This window comes from Agrococcus sp. DT81.2, assembly GCF_049844935.1.
Classification (GTDB): Bacteria; Actinomycetota; Actinomycetes; order Actinomycetales; family Microbacteriaceae; genus Agrococcus.
Genome location: NZ_JBNCLZ010000024.1, coordinates 1 through 265 on the forward strand (window position 1 = coordinate 1; position 265 = coordinate 265).

Below are 265 nucleotides of genomic sequence, written 5' to 3' on the forward strand. Positions count from 1 at the left end.
TGGTGTCGGGCGGCTGCGGGTCGGGTCGGGTGTCGGGGTTGCGCCAGAGCTCGGTCTCGGCGCGCATCTGCTCGGCGACGGCTTTGCGGCGGCGGCGCTTCTCGGCGGGCGTGGGCGGTGCGGGGTCGCGGCCGCGGCGGGGCAGGTCGGTGAAGACGGGGCCGATGGGTTCGGGCTGGTCGCGGATCACCTGCCCGATCCCGGACGTCCACTCGAGCACCCCGCCGGGCAGCTGCCGCACGGTCCAGCGGGAGTCGTGCTTGAG

General features: G+C 75.8%; 1 pseudogene. It reads right to left on the reverse strand.

Going from position 1 to position 265, the window contains the following annotated elements:
• Positions 1-265, reverse strand: a pseudogene (locus ACLQ21_RS15750) (hypothetical protein); the annotation flags it as partial.